We start from the raw sequence: 1143 nt of genomic DNA on the forward strand, positions 1-1143 counted from the left end.
CGCAGCACATGGATGCTGTTCTTCAACTAGACCGTCGACCCAATCAAGATTTGCCTCGTTGCTTGGGAAGCGCTTGATAAACTCTTTCCGATCCATGCCGCATTCGCGAGAACAAATCGTCATCACGGTTCGCTCATTCACTCGAACTACGTCATTGGCTGATCGTACGGTATTGACCAACAAATCGAACTGCTTTGCATTCAGTTTAAGCGGCGCAAATAGCTCGCCCAACTCATTTAGTTCTTTAATGGTCTCTTTGCTTGCTCGACCATGCTTGCTCTCAACGCGCAATGCCTTGTCGAGCTGCTTACGAATCGCATCAAAACGCTCACGCGCTTCTTCTGGATCCGGTCCGTTATCTGTCTCTTCTTCTTCCTCGTCGTCCTTGTCAGCTTTATCATCTTTATTCACTGTCGTGGGGTTAACCGGAACGGGAATATTCGCTTCAGCTTCTGGATCTAAGTAACCTGTTAGAACATCTGTAAGACGCCCCTCTTCTTCGACGATTCGATCATACATCGCAAGAATTGACGCTACTGCACCTGGAAAATGTGCTAACGATGCCATTACATCGCGTAAGCCCTCTTCAATACGTTTGGCGATTCGAATCTCACCATCGCGAGTAAGTAGTTCAACGGTGCCCATTTCCCGCATGTACATACGAACAGGGTCAGTGGTGCGACCAGCTTCGGTCTCTACGGCCGCAAGTGCCGCCGCCGCTTCAGCCGCCGCAACCTCGTCTGTTGAGTCGCCATCGGACATTAGTAGTGAGTCAGAGTCTGGTGCTGCCTCTACAACTTGGATACCCATGTCGTTGATCATGCGAATAATATCTTCGACCTGATCTGGATCAGCGATATCTTCGGGTAAGTGGTCGTTTACTTCGGAGTAAGTCAAATACCCCTGCTCTTTACCGCGAGCGATGAGGTCTTTCAAACGTGACTGTCGTGAATTGCTTGGCATGTTCACCCTATTGTCTGGTGGCCGATTAAAAAATAGTCGGCCATTATACGGAAATATAATCGACCCACAAAGCTAATATGGGATCGATATCATAGAAATCAAGCTTATTAACAATTGTTGGAGTTACGAAGTTCGCGTGGTTATTGCCTGAGCCTTGCTTCGTTCTTCGTCGGTTAGCTG

The 1143-nt window shown here is 48.2% G+C and carries 1 protein-coding gene; it reads right to left on the reverse strand.

Annotated features, from left to right (window positions below; translation table 11 throughout):
• On the reverse strand, window positions 1-963 hold a 963-nt coding region (locus A3750_RS22380), incomplete at its 3' end, for an RNA polymerase sigma factor region1.1 domain-containing protein (RefSeq protein ID WP_304440222.1).
• Window positions 964-1143: the final 180 nt, after the last annotated feature.

This window comes from Oleiphilus sp. HI0079 (genome assembly GCF_001635105.1).